Below are 17,003 nucleotides of genomic sequence, written 5' to 3' on the forward strand. Positions count from 1 at the left end.
AAGCCTTTTAAAATCCAGCTATTACGCAAACTGCTTTTTATTCTCTAAATAGCGTTTCGCACATTCTGCTGCAGCAACTAAGCCGCCTGCCATCATAATAATATCTTTAATCACGAGTCGGCCAGCACCTGAGAGATATGGGAAGCCATAATTAGGTGTTGGGAAGTCCCCGCCTAAATTCGGCACCCAGGTTTCTGGCGTAAATATCAGGAACGACAGCGTGACTATCGACATACCAAACGTGAGTAAGCCTCCAAATAAACCTAATGTTGGAGACCAAATCCCCGCTAATACTAAAATACCAATTGTCACAATGATTGCGCCAATAATATAAGAAGCGGTATAGGTGCCATTGGCTTTATGCCATTCAATATTTTTTGCGACCATTTTGCCTTCAGGGTTTTTATATAAGGTATATTCTTTTACTAAAACACCCTTATCATTTGTCACTTCATTTGCACCGTTTTTGTAAAGGAAACTTAAGAAAGGACTATTTGACACAAAGTGTGCGATACCATCTGCCTCATATTGGCAAACTTTTAAACCTCCAATCCAAACCATCACAACACAAATCGCAATGCGGATAAAGTTAATAAATTGACGTTGCAATGGCGCAACAATATTAGCTAGCAATGTAACTAATGCACTCATGTAGAACTCCTCATATAGTTCAATTGATATTACGGACATAATGTCCAAGAATTTTTATATAAACATTAACAATATTACTCTCTAATATTGTTGGCATTTTTTTATTACTCAGGTTTATGTAATAAAAAAGAGATACCAATTTAATAGTATCTCTTATTTTTAATTAATTTTCTGTGAGCAATCTCACATTATTTAAAATTCACTCTCGCGTTTCTAAAAATTCGCATCCAAGCACCATCTTCAGACCAATCTTCTGGATACCATGAGTTGCTCACGGCACGGAATACACGCTCTGGGTGTGGCATCATCGCGGCAATACGACCATCGACGTTAGAAATTGCAGTAATCCCTAATGCCGAACCATTTGGGTTGGCAGGATAAGTTTCAGTCACGTTTAAATGGCTGTCGATATATTGCGCCACAATCAAGTTTTGCGCTTGAAGTGCGGTCAAATTCTCAGGAGTTTTGAATTCCACGCGTCCTTCACCGTGAGAAACGGCAATCGGCATATGTGAACCAGCCATGCCTTTAAACCACAATGAGTTGGTGTCGTTGATTTTCACCATCGCAGCACGCGCTTCAAAACGTTCTGATTTATTACGCACGAAACGTGGCCAGTTTTCTGCACCAGGAATAATTTCCGCAAGGGTGGAGATAAATTGACAGCCGTTACATACCCCTAATGAAAGGGTGTTTTCATTGGCGAAGAATTGGCTGAATTGATCGCGTAATTGTGGGTTAAATAAAATGGATTTCGCCCAGCCGCCACCTGCGCCCAATACGTCACCGTAAGAGAAGCCACCACAGGCTACCATCGCGTTGAATTCGTTTAAGTTGTAACGGTCAGTCATTAAATCACTCATGTGAACATCAATTGCCGCAAAGCCTGCACGATCAAAAGCGGCTGCCATTTCAACATGACTGTTTACGCCTTGTTCACGTAATACTGCCACTTTTGGTTTCACGCCTTTGCTGATATAAGGCGCAGCAATATCTTCATTCACATCATAAGTTAAGTGAGCAGATAAACCTTTATTGTCCGTTGCTTTTTTCGCTTCAAATTCTTGGTCAGCACATTCTGGATTATCGCGTAAGCGTTGCATTTGGTGAGTGAGTTCTGCCCAAATACTGCGTAATTCAGAGCGTTTTTCGCTTAATAATTTTTTGCTGCCACGTGTGATTTCAAAACGATCTTCTGAGCTTACAGAACCGAGTTCATAAGTTAAGCCAAGCAAGTCATGGGCTTTTAACACCTCACGCACGGCGCTTAATTCACTTTCTGATACTTGGATCACCGCACCTAATTCTTCATTGAATAACACGGCTAAATCATTGTCGCCTAATGCCGAAATATCCACATCCACGCCACAGTTACCCGCAAATGCCATTTCTGCAAGGGTGGTAATTAAGCCACCGTCTGAACGGTCGTGGTAAGCCAATAATTTACGTTCTGCTACTAATGCTTGCATTGCATTGAAGAAGTTTTTCAATGTGGCGACATTTACCACATCGGCAGGTTTATCACCTAATTGTTTATACACTTGTGCAAGTGCGGTCGCGCCTAAGCGATTTTTTCTTTCGCCTAAATCAATCAATAATAAGCGGCTTGCGCCTTTGTCTGTGCGTAATTGAGGTGTCACGGTTTTTCGGACATCTTCCACGCGCGCAAAAGATGAAATCACTAAAGAAAGCGGTGCAGTAACGGATTTTTTCTCACCGTTTTCTTCCCAAGTGGTTTTCATCGACATGGAGTCTTTACCCACTGGAATGGTAATGCCTAATGCCGGGCAAAGTTCTTCACCAACTGCTTTCACCGCTTCATATAAGCCTGCGTCTTCACCACCGTGACCCGCTGCAGACATCCAGTTTGCAGACAGTTTGATGCGTTTAATATCACCAATGTTGGTGCCCGCAATGTTGGTAATGGATTCAGCCACCGCTAAACGTGCAGATGCACCAAAGTCTAATAACGCTACTGGTGCACGTTCGCCCATTGCCATGGCTTCGCCGTGATAGCTGTCTAATGAAGCGGTTGTGACGGCCACATCAGACACGGGAATTTGCCACGGGCCAACCATTTGATCACGCGCCACCATACCGGTTACCGAACGGTCACCAATGGTGATTAAGAAAGTTTTTTCTGCCACCACCGGTAAGCGTAATACGCGATGGAAAGCTTCTTTTAATTGAATATTTTCCGTTGCAAGCGGTCGATTTTCGACAGTTTTTGACGAAACCTCACGCGTCATTTTCGGCGTTTTGCCTAATAACACATTCATTGGCAAATCAATAGGATTATTGTCAAAATGGCTATCGTGTAAGGTTAAATGTTTCTCTTCCGTTGCCTCACCAATGACCGCAAACGGCGCACGCTCACGTTCACAAAGTGCGGTAAATAATTCGAGTTTTTCTGGCGCAACCGCTAAGACATAACGTTCTTGCGATTCGTTACACCAAATTTCCAATGGCGACATCCCTTTTTCATCACAAAGGATGGAACGTAAGTCAAATTTACCGCCACGTTCTCCATCATGAACTAATTCAGGCATTGCATTGGATAAACCACCCGCACCCACGTCATGAATAAAGAGAATTGGGTTTTCATCGCCTAATTGCCAGCAGCGGTCAATCACCTCTTGGCAGCGGCGTTCCATTTCTGGGTTTTCACGTTGAACAGAGGCAAAATCTAAGTCTTCTTTTGATTTCCCGCTGTCCATAGAAGAAGCTGCGCCACCGCCTAAGCCGATGTTCATGGCTGGACCGCCTAATACGATCAATTTCGCCCCGACTGGAATTTCGCCTTTTTGAACGTGTTCGCCACGAATGTTACCGATACCACCAGCCAACATAATCGGTTTGTGATAACCACGCACTTCTTCACCATTGAAGCTATTGACTTTCTCTTCATAGGTACGGAAATAACCTAATAACGCAGGACGACCAAACTCGTTGTTAAATGCTGCGCCACCTAATGGGCCTTCGATCATAATATCTAAGGCTGAAGCAATACGGTTTGGTTTGGAAAGTGGATTTTCCCAAGGTTGTTCAAAGTTTGGAATGACAAGGTTTGATACCGAGAAACCGGTTAAACCTGCTTTTGGTTTTGCACCACGACCCGTTGCACCTTCATCACGAATTTCACCGCCCGAACCTGTTGCAGCACCCGGGAATGGCGAAATTGCGGTTGGGTGGTTGTGAGTTTCCACTTTCATTAAGATATGCGCATCTTCATTGTGATAGCGATATTGCCCATCTTGATCCGCAAAGAAACGGCCGACTTTTGAGCCTTCCATTACTGCAGCATTATCTTTATAGGCTGAAAGCACGAAATCAGGGGTTTTCTCAAAGGTGTTTTTAATCATTTTAAACAGGGATTTATCCTGTTTTTTGCCATCAATAATCCAATCTGCATTAAAGATTTTATGGCGACAGTGCTCAGAGTTGGCTTGCGCGAACATATAAAGTTCAATATCGTGCGGATTGCGCCCTAATTGGGTGAAATTTTCCACCAAATAATCAATTTCATCTTCTGCCAGTGCCAAACCTAATTCTACGTTGGCTATCACTAAAGCTTCACGTCCACCTTTCAAAATATCCACGGTTTTAAACGGTTTCGGCTCTTGATGACGGAATAAGATCTCTGCATCTTCAGGACGACGCACCACGGTTTCCATCATTCGGTCATGTAAAAGTGCGGTCAATTTTTCTGTTGTTTTTTCATCAAGCGGTTGGCTTAACTCAAAATAATACGCCAAACCACGCTCAATACGCTCCACTTCACTTAAACCACAGTTATGTGCAATATCCGTTGCTTTAGAAGACCAAGAAGAAATGGTGCCAACGCGTGGAATCACGATAAAAGTTTCGCCTTTGGCATCGTGTTCTGCCAAAGTTGGGCCGTAATGTAACAACGCTTTTAGTTTTGCTTCCTGCTCGCTAACAAGCGGTCGATTTAATTCCACAAAATGCAAATATTCCGCGTAAACCGATTTTACCGGTAATTGATTTTGTTGGAATTTTTGCATTAAGCCTTGGATACGGAATTCAGAAAGGGCGGGGGAGCCACGAAAAGTTTGAAACATACGGGTACCTTTGAGTTGTGTTTGAGGTAAAAATCGCGGGCTATTATAAAGGAAAAACACCAAAACGAAAACGTTTGCGTCAATCATTTTAAAATGATTTTAAATGGGAGAAAGCATATAATCATCAAGCTATTTAAAACAATCCTAAAACTAACCGCACTTTGGGGCATAACAATGATCATCAATGACATTAATTTCAACGATCTCTATCAACAACATCTGAAAGCCTGTAATCACTATAATCTTCCACCGACAAAATGGGATAAAAAAGCCCCTAAAATGGCTGAGAATTTAGTGGGCAAGCCAAGCCGCTATAACGAGATGTTGCTTAAAGCCATGAATGTGCAACCCAATGAAACAGTGTTAGATATCGGCTGTGGCCCCGGCACCTTTGTGATTCCTTTAGCCCAACAATGCCAAGCCGTATATGCCCTCGATTACAGCCAAGGCATGTTGGATATGGTGCAACAATATAAAGAAAAGCATCAACTGAATAATATTACCCTTCTGCACAAATCATGGTCGGATAACTGGGATGATGTACCTCAAGCAGATGTAATACTCGCCTCTCGGTCGACGCTTGTGGACGATTTAGATGACATGATTGAAAAGCTTCAAAGTAAGGCAAAAAAACGCGTCTTTTTAACCTCGGTGACACAACGTCATTTTCTCGATGAAGGCGTATTTGAAGCCATTGGTCGTGATGATGTAGGATTTCCGACTTATATTTATTTAGTCAATCGTCTTTACCAAAAAGGCATTCACGCAAATGTGAGTTTTATTGAAACCGAATCAGGTCATTTCCAAGGTGAAACCTTTGAGGATTTGTTAAATTCTGTGGAGTTTTCTCTCGGCAATCTCACCGAAAAAGAAAAACAAAATTTGGCTCAATTCTATCAACAAAAACAAATAAACAATGAACCAATAAAACACGGACAACGCAAATGGGCGTTGATTTGGTGGGAGGTTTAAGAAAAAGTGCGGTCATTTTTGACCGCACTTTACGCTTTAAGATAGATTAAAGAATTTCTAATAACTTCGCAAAGTCATCAAATACCCAATCTGGGTCTGATTCAGCAATTGGAATGTTGTAATTGTATCCGTAAGTTAATCCTACAACCGGGCAACCTGCTGAATGTGCAGCGAGAATGTCATTTCGAGAGTCACCTACAAACAATACTTGGCGAGGTTCTACGCCAAATTTACCGCATAAATAATACAATGGACCTGGATGTGGTTTAATCGCGGGTAATGATTGTCCACCAAGCATTTCACTGAATAGATGATCGATGCCAAATGCCGCCAATACAGGCTGAACGTGACGAGTTGGTTTGTTCGTTACCACCGCTAAGGTATAACCACGAGCTTTCAACGTTTCCAATGTTTCTTTTACATTTGGATATAAACGACTCACATTACAAAGGTTCTCCGCGTAATACACGTTAAAACGCTCTTTCACTTGCTCCATTTCAGCATCTGAAAAGTCTTTACCTGTTTGTACTTTTGCCCATTCTAAAGCACGAGCAATCAATACAGGTGCCCCATTACCAATCCAAGTTAAAACCTGTGCTTCTGATGCAGGTGCAAAACCAAAATCAGCCAATGCAGAATTCACGGATAACGCCAAATCCGGCAAGCTATTCACGAGCGTACCATCTAAATCAAAACCGATAACTTTAAATTGAGTCTTCATTACTACTACCTTTTATTTTACTGATGCTAATTGCGTACGCATTTGATCAATGATTTGTTTATAATCAGGTTTACCAAAAATCGCTGAGCCTGCCACAAACATATCTGCACCAGCTGCGGCGATTTCTGCAATATTATCCACTTTTACCCCACCATCAACTTCTAAACGAATATCTAAACCGCTTTCATCAATCAGACGACGAGCTTGTTGTAATTTCTTCAATGTTGAAGGTAAAAAGGATTGTCCACCAAATCCTGGATTCACGGACATTAACAAAATTACATCTACCTTATCTAATACATAATCCAAATAACTTAATGGCGTGGCAGGATTAAACACTAAACCCGCTTTACAGCCGTGATCTCGAATGAGCTGTAAAGAACGGTCAATATGTTCACTGGCTTCAGGATGAAACGTAATGTAATCCGCACCCGCTTTGGCAAAATCAGGAATAATACGATCGACCGGTTTCACCATTAAATGCACGTCAATGGGTGCTTTAATGCCATAATCACGCAAAGCTTTACACACGGCTGGGCCAAAGGTTAAATTCGGCACATAGTGATTATCCATTACATCAAAATGAATCACATCCGCACCAGCATTCAATACGTTTTGCACATCATCACCAAGACGAGCAAGATCTGCAGAAAGGATAGAAGGGGCGATTAAATAAGGTTTCATTTGTCATCTCCTAAAGGATAAAAGTGCTTGTAGTTTACTACGTTGAGCTCAATTTTACCTTGATTATTTACAAGTTTTATCTGAAAACAAAGAAAAAAATAACCGCACTTGATTCAATTGCCTCAAAGTGCGGTTAGTTTTTATCGTATTTTAAAAAGACCGATTAGTTTAATCCAATGATTTCCCAACGGTTGTGAGATTGACCATCGATTTTACCTTTTTTCACGTTGGTGATGTAATCAATCATCATATTTTGGATAGTGCCTTTTTCACGGCCCATTGCCACTTTAGATTCCCAAAGTACCGGAATTTGTTGGCCTTCCCAAATACCACCTTTACCGTTTAATTGAGCGAAACGATATGAGTTCATACCCACTTTTAATTTCATATCATCAGTTACCGGTTTGCCGTCAGCAAGGGTTAAACCAACGATTTTGCTACCTTGAGGATTACGTAAGTCAATTTTGTAATTTACGCCACCGAAAATGTCGTAAGTCACATATTTTGATTTTTTACGTTCTGCATTGTAACGGTATTCGGTGTCACCTGGTTGGATGGTATCGAAGTAGTTAGCCGACCATTCCATATATTCTTTCAATTGTTTACCGGTCATTTCATAAACAGTGACATCACCGCCCGCATAACGATAGTTAAAGATGATATCTTTTTTCTTGATATCGCCTTTATCCATACGTGCTTTTTGATGGTCGAAAGAGAAAGTGACAACATCTGCGCCACTGTAATATTGTTCAACATCATTAATGAATGAAGATAAACCGGTATCTTTTGAGAATGCAGCAGATACACCGTGTTTAGTCTCTTGAGGTACCATTTCATTCGCAGTTTGACCGATTACTACGTTGTTTAATTCACGTAATTTCTCATGGTAAGGCTTGTAAATTTCCTCAATTTTCTTATCTGCTTCAAGTGCTTTAACTGGAACCGTTTTAGATTCTTTCTTCACTAATTTCACTTCTTTTTTATCATTGATATCAAAAGTTAAATCCACTTCAGATACCACGGTACCGTAACGGTGTGGTTCAGTGATTAGTGTATTTTTGATGGTTTCACTTGGCACATCTTTATGCATGTGACCAGCGATAACTACATCAATTCCATCTACCGCATTGATCACATCACGCATACCAGTATCAGGAATATTATTTTCATTTTCGATACCCATGTGAGTCACCGCAATAATCGCATCCACGCCTTTTGCTTTTAATTTCTCAACTTGTGTACGCGCTTCTTCTGTCGGTGAAGTAAATTTCATGTCTTTTAAGTTGCCCGTGTCTTCTTCAAATTTTGCTGACATTGGGGTACTTAAACCAATAATCCCTAACTTCACGCCATCTTTTTCGATGATGGTTGTCGCATCGATATAACGTTTGTCATTTTTCTTATGATAGAAGTTTGCGGTTAATTTTTTCGCTTTGATATCTTTTAGGATTTCATCTAATGCTTTCATCCCAAAGTTAAACTCGTGGTTACCCAATACGAAAATATCATAATTCATTTCGTTTAATACTTTTGGAATTGGGTGATCTTTGTAATATTTTTTATCTTTTGCGAACACATCGATTTGGTTGTCTTGGATCGCATCACCGACTTCCACTAACACCACGTTTTTATTATTTTTACGCACATCTTTCACATAAGTTGCAATTTGTGCATAAGAACCAGATTTGTCCTCTACGTCTGCACCATAGCTCCAAGGTACGATACGACCGTGAACATCTGAGGTCCCTAATAATTTAATATTCACTTCTTGTGCCATTGCTGTGCTAACAGCAGAAAGCGCACATAATAAGCAAAGTAATTTTTTCATAGAATTTCCTTTAAAGTTGCACAAAGTGCGGTTAAAAATGCCGGAGAATTATAGCGGTGAATCGATTGCTTACATAATTTTATTTTGAAGAAAAATAAAATTTGTGAGCTTGATCATATTTCATTTGGAGGATTAATGCCCTGTTTGAGAAAACAAGTTAATCACTAAAACACCACTGATAATCAACACTATACCTATCAGCCCAGCGGTATCAATTTTCTGACCAAATGCGAAATACGCCACAATGGCCGTCAAAACAATGCCAACGCCCGACCAAATGGCGTAAACCAAGCCCACGGAAAGTGTTCGGAAAACAATGGAGACAAAATAAAACGAAATAGCATATAACGCCAATGAGCCAACGGTGGGTAAAAGTTTGGTAAAGCCATCACTGACTTTTAATAAATTCGTTGCCACGATTTCAAGGCAAATAGAGATAGCGAGTAATGTCCAAGGATTCATATCAATTAAAAAGTAAAATAGAAAGACACCATTCTACCTTAAGCAGCGGATGGATGTAACCGAATTTGACGAGCCATGGCTTGCATATAAGGTGCCGTTTGCTCAAAGAAATAACGGTAAGAGGCACATAAATAATTATGTGGATTAGGTTCATTTTCGAGAGAAATAAAACGATGTTTCGTGCAGCCGCCATAACAGAGTTTACGAAACTCGCAACGCCGACAAAGTGCGGTCAATTTTTGTGATTTTTCTAAACCAAATTGTTGCTGTCTGCTGGAAAGCACAATCTCCGTTAAAGGTTGCTGAGTTAAATTGCCGACCTTATATTCGGGGTACACAAAATGGTCGCAAGCATATACATCACCATTGGCTTCCGCCACAAGAGATTGACCGCAAGTGGGTTGATGAACACAAGTTGTAGAAGGATAACCGAGCCATTGTCCTAGCAAATTATCAAACTGCGACACATAAATTTTTCCCACATCATGAGCATACCATTCATGAAAGACATCTACGAGAAATTGCCCGTAGCCTTCTGATGGTACCGAGAAATCAGTTACTGATTGTGTTTGGGCATGACGTTCAACGATAGGAATAAACTGCATATAAGTTGAACCAAGCTGTTTGAGCGCTAAATAGGTTTCTCTTCCTTTTTGCCAGTTTTGATCGTTAATGACGGTTAAGGTGTTAAATTCCACGCCATATTCTTGTAGCAGATTTAACGCTTTTACGACTTTTTCAAAAGTGGGATTACCGTTACCCGAAATACGATAACGATTATGCACAGCACTTAAACCGTCAATAGAAAGCCCAATGAGAAAATGATGTTGTTTGAAAAATGCAGCCCATTGCTGATTAAGGGCAATGCCATTGGTTTGAAAGGCGTTTGTGATCTGTTTGCCTTGGGCAAATTCCTGCTGATATTCAACGGCTTGTTTATAAAAATCTAAGCCTAAGAGAGTGGGCTCCCCCCCTTGCCAAGCAAATTCAACCACATTACCGACATGAGATTGGATATAGTTTTTGACATAATGTTTTAAGGTGTCTTTCGACATAAAAGGGGCATGTTGCCCAAACTGTTCTGATTTTTCCAAATAGAAGCAATATTCACACTGAATGTTACAGTGAAAACTGCTTGGTTTCGCCATTAAGTGAAAATGAGCTTGTGGTGGAAAAACAGACATCAACCATCCTTTGTTACAACATTATTGATGACCTGATATTCGGTCTAATGCGCCATTTTGTTTGAGTTCTTTTGCAATACGAATCGCGGTTTCAGTTTCACAGCCAGCATATTCTGCAATTTCACGATATGTCCAATTATAATCAGGAAAATGTTGTTTGAGAAAATACAAACTATCCATCACGCGATCTAAAGTACGCAAATAGGCACTTTTTGCCAAACGTTCTTCTGCTTCGCGTAATTCATCTGCCAAAATCTGTAATAAACATTGGCTCATCACGGTATTATGCGTAAAAAATTCACTCACTACATTAGGTTTGATGCGAGTAATCTCCGCATCAATTAAGACTTTTGCATTGCAATGATAATGTTTATCCGCCATCGAAAACAAAGTTCGAAAACCAAAATAATCGCCCTTGGAATATAATCGCACTAAGCTTTCCTTGCCATTTTCAAGGGTATGAAATAAGCCAACCAAGCCTGCTTGCACATAATAAAATTCATGTGCTGACTCACCTTGTTGATACAAGAAGGAACCTTTCGGCAAGTGATGCAGCTCAGTAAACTGACAATGTGATAATTCAGTAGGCTTGATTGCGCAATTTTCCATAATCCTCCCTTAAAAGTGCGGTCAATTTTTTATTGGTTTTACACTTCGTTTATAATCCGATATACCCAGTTTTCTAATGGATCATTTAAGCGTTTCATTTCTTGACGCATTTCTTCCAGCATCTCTTTTTTGACCGCCTCATACTCTGGCTTGTAGAACAAATTATGCATTTCAGCTGGATCATTTTTTACATCATAAAGCTCGCAAATGTCCGAAGCATTAAACACTAATTTATAGTCTTTACGGTGCCACATGCGCTGTTCAAAATAAACAAAATGCCCTGCTAACTGTGCCAATATCCCTTTGCGTTGATTATCTTGATGTTGACGAACGATCGGCAAAATACTCTCCCCTTCAAAGGCTTGAGGAATAGGCTGATTAGCGAGATCGTAAACTGTTGAGGTTAAATCATGGAGATAGACAAGATTATCATCCTGTTGATTAACACGATTTGAATTCGGGTCTTTAATAATCATCGGAATGTTGTAGGTGGTATCAAACATGAATTCCCCTTTCTCAATCATTCGATGAGCGCCCATCGCATCACCATGATCAGCGGTTGCCACAATAAAAGTGCGATCATAAATACCGTTGTTTTCTAAGAAGGTAAATAGCTCACCAATTGCATCATCAATCAAGGTGATATAACCCCAGAATTTTGTGATCACTTCTTTCCAATGATCTTCGCTCGCTTCCCACATGCCCCACATTTTAGAGATGGTACGATAATGTCCTGGTTTACCTTCTAGTGGCTTGAAGAAGCTTTCATCTAGCACCACATCTTCTTTTCGATACATGGAATAATAAGGCTCTGGCACGATACAAGGCGTATGCGGTCCCCAGAAATTAATCCATGTAAAGAACGGTTTATTTTCAGTAAGTGATTCACGAATATAACTTTTCGCTTCATCAATGATGAAATACGGGATAGTTTGTTCTTTTGTGCCTGAAAGCAAACCACACAGTTCTTGTACACGTAAATGAGGGTTATCACCGAAATAAGCACGGCTCACTTCAGGAATTTCATAGCCTTTTTCATCTAACCATTCTTTATAACGATTGGAATGTGTCGGCGGTTGGTTGAACACTAAATTTTTATACACACCACTGCCCGGATAACCATAGCCATCAAAGTTATGCCCTTTAATGCCATAATCTTCCGGTACGGATTTTGTACCCACGTGCCATTTCCCCACAACATAGGTGTTATAGCCGTCTAGTTTACCAATATTGGGGGCGGCTTCGCTCACTTCACCTGTACCGCCTTTTTCACCATTACGAATGATGCCATGGGTAGATGGCATTAAACCGGTAAAGAGCGAAGTCCGAGCGGGCCCACAAACGGAAGCTGGCGTAAAAGCATTATTAAAACGTACACCATCTTTAGCTAGACGGTCAATATTCGGGGTTTTAACGATCTGATGACCATAAGCCCCCAACATATCTTTACGCACTTGGTCGAGTAAAATATAGATAATGTTCATACACAATCCTTATCTATTTTAAGGGCGTACGTGATGTACGCCCGACTGCTTAATGTTGGTTAGAAAGATGTAATTGATGTTCTGTTTTTTCATTTTTTGGTCTAAAGACAATCAACACAATGAGTTGTAATACCGCATACACTTCCAACACTAACATTGGATTGCCATCTGGTGAAGCAATACCAATTGGTGATAAGAATGCATAAAGCGCAATTAAACCAAGAATTAATGAAACAGATGTTACTTTAATGTATTTCCAATTGGTTAAGTCTACATCGCCTTTATTGATGGTATTTTCCACATAAGGTTCACGTTTTAAGAATAGACCTAGAATCAACATGAAAACAACATCAAATACGAATAATCCACCCATCACATACACGAAATTGATTTTCACATTGAACACCCAAACAATACTGAAATAAAGTACTACGTGTACAAGTAAAGCAATACGTGCAGCCAAGCCAGAAACAGTTTTATTAAATAAACCCACAGCAAATAACGCCACGATTGGAATATTCACAAAACCGGCAAAGCGTTTAGTGATTAAGAAAATACCATCTGTACCGAACATCAAAAGTGGGCCAATAATCATGGTCACAATCGCCATAATGGTTGAGACTTTTTTCGCATAGACGATCAACTCTTGATCGGTACGTTGTTTTTTACTAATAGATGGTAATAAGTCTTTACAATAAATGGTCGCTGCAGAGTTTAAGAATGAATTAAAGGTACTTAAAATTGCACCGAAAAGTGCCGCAATAAAGAAGCCTTGCAATGCAGTCGGCATCACTTTATTAACCAATAATGGATAAGATGTATCAATTGGATTTAAGCCTTCACCTAAAATATGGAAACTCAATAAACCCGGTAAATTAAGAATAATCGGTAATGTGAGTAGGAAAAGTGCTGCAATTAAAATCCCTTTTTGACCCGATGCTAAATCCTTCGCCCCTAAACAACGTTGTACGATGGCTTGGTTCGTTGTCCAATAGAAGAAGTGAACAACCATAATACCGGTAAAAATTGTTGGCCAAGGAGTAGAATCTGTTGAGCTACCAATGGCGTTCCATTTTTCAACGTGAGTGGTGGTGATAATATTCAAGCCTTCAGAAATGCTACCATTACCTAAATAAAGCAATGCAAATACAGGCACAAGCAATGCACCAATCACTAAGATTACGGCATTGATAGTATCGGAAACTGCCACCGCTTTTAACCCGCCAAAAATCGCATAAATCGCACCGACAACACCAATAGCAATCACCGTATAGACAATTGCTTGAGCGTAGCTTAATCCAAAGATCGTTTCTAGATTGAAGATTTTGTTAAAGGCAATTGCCCCAGTATAAAGTGCGGTCGGAATAACGATTAAAAGATAGAAGACCAAGAATAATCCTGACATAATCAAACGAGTTTGACGGTCAAAGCGATTTTCAAAGAATTCAGGAATAGTGGTATAACCGTTACGCAAATATTTCGGCAACATATAAAGCGCCAAGAAACAAAGCGGAATCACCGTTGGCACAGTCCACGCAATAATAGAAAAGTTGTTTTGATAAGAAACGGCATTCACGCCAATCAATTGCTCAGTAGAAAGTGAAGTTAGCACCATTGAGCAACCAATCACAATACCGCTTAATCCTCGTCCCGCTAAGAAATAACCTTTCGAGGTGGTTAAATCATCGTTTTTCGTCCGTAGCCATGAAATATAGGCTACCAAAGCTGTTACGATGAGGAAACTCGAAACTGTTAATAGCATACGCTCCTCCTTGTAGAATCCATTATTAATATCCATTTATAGACTACTGCTAGGTGTATAAAGAGCATATGATAATTGTCATACTGATTGTGTGAGAAGGATCACAAAATTAAAATAAAGTCTGTTTTTATAGATAATTATGAGCAAGATCATAAATTATTTATTTATCCAAAAGAATAATAATGCCGTACTCCCACAAAAAAGGAGTTTGAAATGAGTTTACAGTTAATTTTTATTTTAATTTTATGTGGTGTGATGACAAATATAATGTCCGCTATTTTTGGCATCGGTGGCGGCGTATTGATGGTACCTATTCTCTACACCTTATTCCCACAGTTCCCTTTACAAATGATTGCTGCAACATCATTGACGATTGTCATGGGGTCATCCTTTATTAACTTAATTTATTTTTACAAACAAAAAGTATCGATTAATTACAAAGCGATGCTCATTTGGTCTGTGGGTATGATTATTGGTGTGCAGCTAGGATTCGAATCCAGTTTTTATGTACCTGATATTGCCATCATCAGTGTGTTTGTTATCACACTTTCCCTATTAGCAATTCGTACTATTTTTAGTAAAGAAACCGCAATAATTCAGCAATCTACAGCGGATGAAACGATTAAAGGAATCGGTCTTTCAACTATAGGTGGATTTATTGCTGGCATGACCGGCATTGGAGGTGGCTCAATTATGGCACCTTTAATTGGACAATTAAAATCCGTTAAAGCCCACCAAATTGCGCCTTATACCAATGCGATGATGTTTATTGGTGGGCTAGGTAGCCTTTATGGCTATCTTTCAAAAAACTCGACTTATCACTTTGGTTGGCAAATCGGTTACGTCAATTTTTCGATTGTGATTATTGTTGTACTAAGTGCTTTTGTAACCGGATTTTTCTCAATGAAAATCCGAGGTAAATTATCACCGCACTTAGTCAAAAAACTATTGGGTATTATTTTATTAGTAATCAGCGCTTATATGTTACTTATCCATTCCATAAAATAAAAAATGGCAGAGTAAAACACGCCCTCTGCCATTTCGGTTATTTTTCTTCTTTTTTCACTTCATCCCACAGAATATCCATTTCGATTAAAGAAAGATTTTTAAGTGATACGCCTCGTTCTAATGCCTTTTCTTCGACTTTACGAAAACGTTGTTCAAATTTATTATTCGCCTTACGTAAAGCCTCTTCTGCGTTACATTTAAGGTGACGAGACAAATTGACTGTCGCAAAAAATAAATCCCCAATTTCCTCTTCTATTCTTTCTTGATTACGAGGTGTTTGGTTGACCTCATCTCGTACTTCCTTCAATTCTTCTTCAACTTTAGCAAATACAGGCTCAAGTTCATTCCAATCAAATCCAATCTTTGAACACTGTTTTTGCATTTTCTGAGCTCTTAACAATGCAGGAAAAGCATTCGGAACATTATCTAAAATAGACTGTTGTTTTTGAGCTGATTTTTCTTGTGCTTTGATGCTATTCCAACGGGCTAAAGCTTCTTCTTCATTTCCTGCTGTTGCATCACCAAATACATGAGGATGGCGACGTACAATCTTTTCAGAAACATCATTAAGAACGTCATCAAATGTAAAATAACCATCCTCTGAAGCAAGCTGACTGAAGAATACTACCTGTAATAAAAGATCACCAAGCTCTTCCCTTAAATTCGCAATATCTTTCTTTTGGATGGCATCAATAACTTCATAAGTTTCTTCAGTTAAACAAGGAATCATGGAGTCATAATTTTGTTTAAGATCCCAAGGACAACCGCCATTAGGATTGCGTAATTGTGCAATTAATTGAATAAAATCTTGAATAGAATAACGCATAAGAATATCTCTGAAATACTAAAATGCAATTAGTATAAAACGAATAACAAAATAGACAATATTCTTACAAAAATTAAAGATAAATTGATACGAAATAATGGCAGGGGCGGAGAGGCTCGAACTCCCAACACCCGGTTTTGGAGACCGGTGCTCTACCAATTGAACTACGCCCCTATTGGTATTAAGAATTGGCGGAATGGACGGGACTCGAACCCGCGACCCCCTGCGTGACAGGCAGGTATTCTAACCAGCTGAACTACCACTCCGCTAAATGAGGTATAATTGGCAGTGACCTACTCTCACATGGGGAAGCCCCACACTACCATCGGCGTAACAATGTTTCACTTCTGAGTTCGGTATGGATTCAGGTGGTACCATTGCACTGTTGCTGCCAAAATTTTTATTTTGTTAATTTACTCTAAAAATAAACTAACAAAATAAAAAGTACCTGGCGGTGTCCTACTCTCACATGGGGAAGCCCCACACTACCATCGGCGCATCGGCGTTTCACTTCTGAGTTCGGTATGGGGTCAGGTGGGACCACCGCTCTATCGCCGCCAGGATTATTCCTTTAATAACTTCTTCTATCTCTTTCTGCTCTCACTATCTCTAGTGCTCACAACCAAACAAGCTGATTTACTTCAAAACTTTCTCTTTATTCTCTGAGTTTCGTCTTTTTATCACTACAACACCCAAAACCCTTGAGCGTTGTATAGTTAAGCCTCTCGGG

13 protein-coding genes, 2 tRNA genes and 2 rRNA genes are annotated in these 17,003 nt (G+C 39.8%); 2 read left to right on the forward strand and 15 right to left on the reverse strand.

The genetic code is table 11. The annotated features are described in order from the left end of the window. Positions 1 to 21: 21 nt before the first annotated feature. Positions 22 to 651 (reverse strand): YkgB family protein, encoded by a 630-nt coding sequence (locus AC979_RS08380; RefSeq protein WP_005697450.1) that lies wholly within the window; start codon positions 649 to 651, stop codon positions 22 to 24. Positions 652 to 839: 188 nt separating this feature from the next. After that, positions 840 to 4,733 carry a phosphoribosylformylglycinamidine synthase gene (purL, locus tag AC979_RS08385; RefSeq protein ID WP_049373821.1) on the reverse strand — a complete coding sequence of 1,298 codons (3,894 nt, stop codon included), beginning with the start codon at positions 4,731 to 4,733 and terminating at the stop codon, positions 840 to 842. 174 nt (positions 4,734 to 4,907) lie between these two features. Between purL and AC979_RS08390 the strand changes: the two genes are divergently transcribed. Next, positions 4,908 to 5,705 carry an SAM-dependent methyltransferase gene (locus AC979_RS08390; protein ID WP_049373811.1) on the forward strand — a complete coding sequence of 266 codons (798 nt, stop codon included), beginning with the start codon at positions 4,908 to 4,910 and terminating at the stop codon, positions 5,703 to 5,705. Positions 5,706 to 5,751: 46 nt separating this feature from the next. Here AC979_RS08390 and AC979_RS08395 read toward each other — a convergent pair whose 3' ends face one another. The 8 genes from AC979_RS08395 to AC979_RS08430 all read right to left on the reverse strand — a co-directional run bounded on the left by AC979_RS08395 (position 5,752) and on the right by AC979_RS08430 (position 14,439). Then, positions 5,752 to 6,426, reverse strand: a complete 675-nt coding sequence (locus AC979_RS08395; protein WP_049373812.1) for a phosphoglycolate phosphatase — start codon at positions 6,424 to 6,426, stop codon at positions 5,752 to 5,754. 12 nt (positions 6,427 to 6,438) lie between these two features. After that, positions 6,439 to 7,110 carry a ribulose-phosphate 3-epimerase gene (gene rpe / locus AC979_RS08400; RefSeq protein WP_049357791.1) on the reverse strand — a complete coding sequence of 224 codons (672 nt, stop codon included), beginning with the start codon at positions 7,108 to 7,110 and terminating at the stop codon, positions 6,439 to 6,441. 163 nt (positions 7,111 to 7,273) lie between these two features. Then, entirely contained in the window at positions 7,274 to 8,938 is a 1,665-nt protein-coding gene (locus tag AC979_RS08405) for a bifunctional metallophosphatase/5'-nucleotidase (protein ID WP_049373813.1), read from the reverse strand. A 132-nt stretch (positions 8,939 to 9,070) separates the two neighbouring features. Beyond that, entirely contained in the window at positions 9,071 to 9,400 is a 330-nt protein-coding gene (locus AC979_RS08410; RefSeq protein WP_049373814.1) for a DMT family transporter, read from the reverse strand. A 38-nt stretch (positions 9,401 to 9,438) separates the two neighbouring features. Next, the gene (locus AC979_RS08415) at positions 9,439 to 10,584 is read right to left on the reverse strand and encodes an anaerobic sulfatase maturase (RefSeq protein WP_049373815.1); all 1,146 of its coding nucleotides are present in this window, start codon (positions 10,582 to 10,584) and stop codon (positions 9,439 to 9,441) included. Positions 10,585 to 10,605: 21 nt separating this feature from the next. Next, positions 10,606 to 11,193, reverse strand: coding sequence for a Crp/Fnr family transcriptional regulator (locus tag AC979_RS08420; RefSeq protein ID WP_049373816.1), 588 nt, complete (start codon positions 11,191 to 11,193; stop codon positions 10,606 to 10,608). Positions 11,194 to 11,231: 38 nt separating this feature from the next. Then, a complete protein-coding gene (locus AC979_RS08425; RefSeq protein WP_049373817.1) occupies positions 11,232 to 12,677 on the reverse strand; it encodes a sulfatase-like hydrolase/transferase in 1,446 nt (481 codons plus the stop codon). Positions 12,678 to 12,726: 49 nt separating this feature from the next. Further along, a complete protein-coding gene (locus AC979_RS08430; RefSeq protein WP_049373818.1) occupies positions 12,727 to 14,439 on the reverse strand; it encodes a solute:sodium symporter family transporter in 1,713 nt (570 codons plus the stop codon). Between the two features lie 213 nt (positions 14,440 to 14,652). Between AC979_RS08430 and AC979_RS08435 the strand changes: the two genes are divergently transcribed. Beyond that, complete coding sequence (locus AC979_RS08435) at positions 14,653 to 15,447, forward strand: sulfite exporter TauE/SafE family protein (RefSeq protein ID WP_005694806.1); 795 nt, start codon at positions 14,653 to 14,655, stop codon at positions 15,445 to 15,447. 37 nt (positions 15,448 to 15,484) lie between these two features. On the opposite strand, the gene mazG is transcribed toward AC979_RS08435, so the two are convergent. The 5 genes from mazG to rrf (AC979_RS08460) form a co-directional block, all read right to left on the reverse strand. Next, positions 15,485 to 16,273 carry a nucleoside triphosphate pyrophosphohydrolase gene (gene mazG / locus AC979_RS08440; protein WP_049373819.1) on the reverse strand — a complete coding sequence of 263 codons (789 nt, stop codon included), beginning with the start codon at positions 16,271 to 16,273 and terminating at the stop codon, positions 15,485 to 15,487. A gap of 98 nt (positions 16,274 to 16,371) precedes the next feature. Beyond that, positions 16,372 to 16,447 (reverse strand) — tRNA-Trp (locus tag AC979_RS08445). Positions 16,448 to 16,462: 15 nt separating this feature from the next. Next, positions 16,463 to 16,539 (reverse strand) — tRNA-Asp (locus AC979_RS08450). Between the two features lie 14 nt (positions 16,540 to 16,553). Next, a 5S ribosomal RNA gene (gene rrf, locus AC979_RS08455) occupies positions 16,554 to 16,669 on the reverse strand. 50 nt (positions 16,670 to 16,719) lie between these two features. Then, a 5S ribosomal RNA gene (gene rrf, locus AC979_RS08460) occupies positions 16,720 to 16,835 on the reverse strand. Between the last annotated feature and the right edge of the window lie 168 nt (positions 16,836 to 17,003).

This window comes from Parahaemophilus parainfluenzae (assembly GCF_001053575.1).
In the GTDB taxonomy this organism is placed as follows: Bacteria; Pseudomonadota; Gammaproteobacteria; order Enterobacterales; family Pasteurellaceae; genus Haemophilus_D; species Haemophilus_D parainfluenzae_S.

Bases quoted from the DNA above. Each gene is read 5' to 3' on its own strand.
- purL (WP_049373821.1), bottom strand. From the start codon at position 4,733: ATGTTTCAAACTTTTCGTGGCTCCCCCGCCCTTTCTGAATTCCGTATC.
- AC979_RS08395 (WP_049373812.1), bottom strand. From the start codon at position 6,426: ATGAAGACTCAATTTAAAGTTATCGGTTTTGATTTAGATGGTACGCTC.
- rpe (WP_049357791.1), bottom strand. From the start codon at position 7,110: ATGAAACCTTATTTAATCGCCCCTTCTATCCTTTCTGCAGATCTTGCT.
- AC979_RS08380 (WP_005697450.1), bottom strand. From the start codon at position 651: ATGAGTGCATTAGTTACATTGCTAGCTAATATTGTTGCGCCATTGCAA.
- AC979_RS08425 (WP_049373817.1), bottom strand. From the start codon at position 12,677: ATGAACATTATCTATATTTTACTCGACCAAGTGCGTAAAGATATGTTG.
- AC979_RS08415 (WP_049373815.1), bottom strand. From the start codon at position 10,584: ATGTCTGTTTTTCCACCACAAGCTCATTTTCACTTAATGGCGAAACCA.
- AC979_RS08410 (WP_049373814.1), bottom strand. From the start codon at position 9,400: ATGAATCCTTGGACATTACTCGCTATCTCTATTTGCCTTGAAATCGTG.
- AC979_RS08430 (WP_049373818.1), bottom strand. From the start codon at position 14,439: ATGCTATTAACAGTTTCGAGTTTCCTCATCGTAACAGCTTTGGTAGCC.
- AC979_RS08390 (WP_049373811.1), top strand. From the start codon at position 4,908: ATGATCATCAATGACATTAATTTCAACGATCTCTATCAACAACATCTG.
- mazG (WP_049373819.1), bottom strand. From the start codon at position 16,273: ATGCGTTATTCTATTCAAGATTTTATTCAATTAATTGCACAATTACGC.
- AC979_RS08420 (WP_049373816.1), bottom strand. From the start codon at position 11,193: ATGGAAAATTGCGCAATCAAGCCTACTGAATTATCACATTGTCAGTTT.
- AC979_RS08435 (WP_005694806.1), top strand. From the start codon at position 14,653: ATGAGTTTACAGTTAATTTTTATTTTAATTTTATGTGGTGTGATGACA.
- AC979_RS08405 (WP_049373813.1), bottom strand. From the start codon at position 8,938: ATGAAAAAATTACTTTGCTTATTATGTGCGCTTTCTGCTGTTAGCACA.